This is a genomic window from Streptomyces mangrovisoli (genome assembly GCF_000974985.2).
Lineage (GTDB): Bacteria > Actinomycetota > Actinomycetes > Streptomycetales > Streptomycetaceae > Streptomyces > Streptomyces mangrovisoli.
This window is the reverse complement of the sequence record NZ_LAVA02000100.1, coordinates 1-4,175: the sequence shown is the minus strand read 5'-3', so window position 1 is coordinate 4,175 and position 4,175 is coordinate 1. Positions and strand designations below refer to the sequence as shown.

The window sequence follows — 4,175 nt, the reverse complement described above, 5'->3', positions numbered from 1 at the left end:
ACCAGCGCACTTCCTGATCGGACTTGAAGTCACGTGCACCGAGGGAGACTTCGCTTCTCGGCACCAGGGACAGCGGGTCAGTGGGCATGAGGAGCCTCCTTGAAAGCCTCTGCGAGCTGTTCCGCCTTGAACGGCATGCCGTTGACCTGGGTGTGGGACTCCGCGTCCACCAGGTACTTCGCGCGGACCAGCGTGGCGAGCTGGCCGAGGTTCATCTCCGGCACGAGCACGCGGTCGTACGAGTGGAGGATGGTGCCGAGGTTGCGCGGGAAGGGGTTGAGGTGGCGCAGGTGGGCCTGTGCGATCGACGCGCCGGCCGCGCGCAGTCGGCGTACCGCGGCGGTGATGGGGCCGTAGGTGGAGCCCCAGCCCAGGACGAGGGTGCGGGCGTCGTGGGGGTCGTCGACGCTCAGGTCGGGGATGTCGATGCCGTCGATCTTGGCCTGGCGGGTGCGGACCATGAGGTCGTGGTTGGCGGGTGCGTAGGAGATGTTGCCGGTGCCGTCCTGTTTCTCGATGCCGCCGATGCGGTGTTCCAGGCCGGGTGTGCCGGGGACCGCCCAGGGGCGGGCCAGGGTCTGCGGGTCGCGCAGGTAGGGCCAGAACTCCTCGCCGCCGTCGGCGGTGGTGTGGTTGGGGGCGGTGGCGAACTGGACGCGCAGGTCGGGCAGTTCCTCCAGCTGGGGCACCCGCCAGGGTTCGGAGCCGTTGGCGAGGTAGCCGTCGGAGAGGACGAAGACGGGGGTGCGGTAGACGAGTGCGATGCGGGCGGCTTCCAGGACCGCGTCGAAGCAGTCGCCGGGCGTCATCGGTGCGATCACCGGGACGGGGGCCTCGCCGTTGCGGCCGTACATCGCCTGCAGCAGGTCGGCCTGCTCGGTCTTGGTGGGCAGGCCGGTGGAGGGCCCGCCGCGCTGGATGTCGACCACGACCAGCGGCAGCTCCATCGAGACCGCCAGCCCGATCGTCTCCGACTTCAGCGCCACCCCCGGCCCGCTGGTGGTGGTCACCGCCAGGGAGCCGCCGAACGCCGCGCCGAGGGCGGCGCCGATCCCGGCGATCTCGTCCTCCGCCTGGAAGGTGCGCACCCCGAAGTTCTTGTGCCGGGACAGCTCGTGCAGGATGTCGGAGGCCGGAGTGATCGGGTAGGAGCCCAGGAACAGCGGCAGGTCCGCCTGCCGGGACGCGGCGATCAGACCATAGGCCAGGGCCAGGTTGCCGGAGATGTTGCGGTACAGGCCCGGCGCGAACGCCGAGGAGGCGGGGGCGACCTCGTAGGAGACCGCGAAGTCCTCCGTCGTCTCCCCGAAGTTCCAGCCCGCCCTGAACGCCGCCAGGTTCGCCTCCGCGATCTGCGGCTTCTTCGCGAACTTCGACCGCAGGAACTTCTCCGTCCCCTCGGTCGGCCGGTGATACATCCACGACAGCAGGCCCAGCGCGAACATGTTCTTGCTGCGCTCGGCCTCCTTGCGGGAGAGGTCGAACTCCTTGAGCGCGGTGACCGTCAGTGTCGTCAAAGGCACCGGATGGACCCGGTAGGCCTCCAGCGACTCGTCCTCCAGCGGGGAGGCCGCGTATCCGACCTTCGCCAGCGCGCGTTTGGTGAACTCGTCGGTGTTGACGATGATCTCCGCGCCGCGGGGCAGGTCCCCGATGTTCGCCTTCAGGGCGGCCGGGTTCATCGCGACGAGCACGTCGGGTGCGTCGCCGGGGGTGAGGATGTCGTGGTCGGCGAAGTGCAGCTGGAACGACGACACCCCCGGCAGGGTGCCTGCGGGCGCGCGGATCTCGGCGGGGAAGTTCGGCAGGGTCGACAGATCGTTGCCGAACGACGCCGTCTCCGAGGTGAACCGGTCACCCGTGAGCTGCATCCCGTCACCCGAGTCCCCCGCGAACCGGATGACGACATGGTCCAGTCGGCGCACCGGCTTTCTTCCGGCACGGCCTTCCGTTGGTGGCGCTTCATGGCCGAGGAACATGGATCCCCTCTGGTTCTGTGTTCGTCACATGCGGTGTCGCGGGCGTCGGAGCCGGTGCGGTCCGGACGGCGCTCAGTCGATTCCGCGGCAGATGTGCTGGTCGATATCGTTCTGCTCGTCGTCGCAGCCGGCCAGGCGCAGCGCCGGGGGTACGGGCGGCCTCTCGCGCGCGGAGTGCGCCGCGTGCGGAAGTGTTTCCGCGCGTGCGGAGTTCTCCGCGCGCGGCGGTGGTTCCATGCATGCCAGCGGTTGCCAGGCGTTGGTGCGGGGACCTGCTGTCATACCGAACTCTCTTCTCTGTTCCGGAACTTGGTGCCGTCGAGAGGCCGCTCTCAGTGCCGCCAGCTGCGCGGGGAGCGGAAGTTCAGCGGGTGCTCCACGCGGTGCCAGCCGGCCTTGGACCGGCCCTGCCGGGCCGGGGCCGCTTGCCGCTGAGCCGCGGCGCGGGCGAGGAGGACCGCTGTGACGGCCGCGAGTTCCTCGGGCTCGGCGTGGCCCTTCGTCACGTGGAGAAAGATGTCGGCGGATGCCTTCATGCGTGCTTGTCTCCTTGGGGATGCACCCCGGGCAGGTGGGGCGTCACTGGGGTTGGTTGCCGTGCTTGCGGGAGGGCAGGTCGGCGTGCTTGGTGTGCAGCATCGCGAGCGACCGGATCAGCACCTCACGGGTCTCGGCGGGGTCGATGACGTCGTCGACCAGACCGCGTTCGGCCGCGTAGTAGGGGTGCATGAGCTCCGACTTGTACTCCTTGACCATGCGGGCCCGCATGGCCTCGGGGTCGTCGGCCTCGGCGATCCGGCGGCGGAAGATGACGTTCGCGGCACCTTCGGCGCCCATCACGGCGATCTCGTTCGTCGGCCAGGCGTAGGTGAGGTCGGCGCCGATGGACTGGCTGTCCATGACGATGTAGGCCCCGCCGTACGCCTTGCGCAGGATCAGCGAGATCCGCGGCACGGTCGCGTTGCAGTACGCGTAGAGCAGCTTCGCGCCGTGGCGGATGATGCCGCCGTGCTCCTGGTCCACGCCGGGCAGGAAGCCCGGCACGTCGATCAGGCTGACCAGGGGGATGTTGAAGGCGTCGCACATCTGCACGAAGCGGGCGGCCTTCTCCGACGCCTCGATGTCCAGCACGCCCGCGAGGCTCTGCGGCTGGTTGGCGACGATGCCGACGACCTGCCCGTCGAGCCGGGCGAGGGCGCAGATGATGTTGCGCGCCCAGCGCTCGTGCACCTCGAGGTACTCGCCGTCGTCGACGATCTCCTCGATCACCTGCGCCATGTCGTACGGCCGGTTGCCGTCCGCCGGCACCAGGTCCAGCAGCAGGTCGCCACGCCGTCCGGCCGGGTCCTCGCACACCACGGCGGGCGGGTTCTCGCGGTTGTTCTGCGGGAGGAGCGAGAGGAGGTAGCGCACCTCGGCGATGCACGTCTCCTCGTCGTCGTAGGCGAAGTGGCAGACACCGCTCGTCTCGGCGTGCACGTCCGCGCCGCCCAGACCGTTCTGGGTGATCTCCTCGCCGGTGACCGCCTTGACGACGTCCGGGCCGGTGATGAACATCTGCGAGGTCTCACGGACCATGAACACGAAGTCCGTCAGCGCCGGGCTGTAGGCCGCGCCGCCCGCGCACGGGCCGAGCATCACCGAGATCTGCGGGATGACCCCCGAGGCCCTGGTGTTGCGCTGGAAGATGCCGCCGTACCCGGCGAGCGCGGACACGCCCTCCTGGATCCGGGCACCCGCACCGTCGTTGAGGGAGACCAGCGGGGCACCGGCCGCGATGGCCATGTCCATGATCTTGTGGATCTTCGTCGCGTGGGCCTCGCCCAGCGCGCCGCCGAAGATCCGGAAATCGTGCGCGTACACGAAGACCGTACGGCCCTCGACCGTGCCCCACCCGGTGATCACACCGTCGGTGTAGGGCTTCTTCGCCTCCAGACCGAACCCGACCGCACGGTGCCGGCGCAGCTGCTCGACCTCCTGGAAGGAACCCGCATCGACCAGCAGCTCGATCCGCTCCCGCGCCGTCAGCTTGCCCTTGGCGTGCTGCGCCTCGGTCGCCTTCGCACCGGGACCCGCCAGGGCCTGCGCACGGATCTCGCGCAGGTGTGCCACCCGCCCGTGGATGTCCGTCGTCCCCTGATCCGCGCGGGGCTCGTCCCCGGTCCGGGAGTCCTGCCCGATCGCGCGGTCCTGTCC

General features: G+C 69.7%; 3 protein-coding genes. All 3 read right to left on the bottom strand.

What is annotated here, in order from left to right; genetic code table 11:
• Window positions 1–77 precede the first annotated feature (77 nt).
• A complete protein-coding gene (locus tag WN71_RS33770) occupies window positions 78–1,979 on the bottom strand; it encodes a 2-oxoacid:acceptor oxidoreductase subunit alpha (RefSeq protein WP_046592434.1) in 1,902 nt (633 codons plus the stop codon).
• 332 nt (window positions 1,980–2,311) lie between these two features.
• Window positions 2,312–2,515: an acyl-CoA carboxylase subunit epsilon gene (locus WN71_RS33765; RefSeq protein WP_046592435.1), complete on the bottom strand. Its 204-nt coding sequence runs from the start codon at window positions 2,513–2,515 to the stop codon at window positions 2,312–2,314.
• A 43-nt stretch (window positions 2,516–2,558) separates the two neighbouring features.
• Window positions 2,559–4,091 (bottom strand): acyl-CoA carboxylase subunit beta, encoded by a 1,533-nt coding sequence (locus tag WN71_RS33760; protein ID WP_206300218.1) that lies wholly within the window; start codon window positions 4,089–4,091, stop codon window positions 2,559–2,561.
• Window positions 4,092–4,175: the final 84 nt, after the last annotated feature.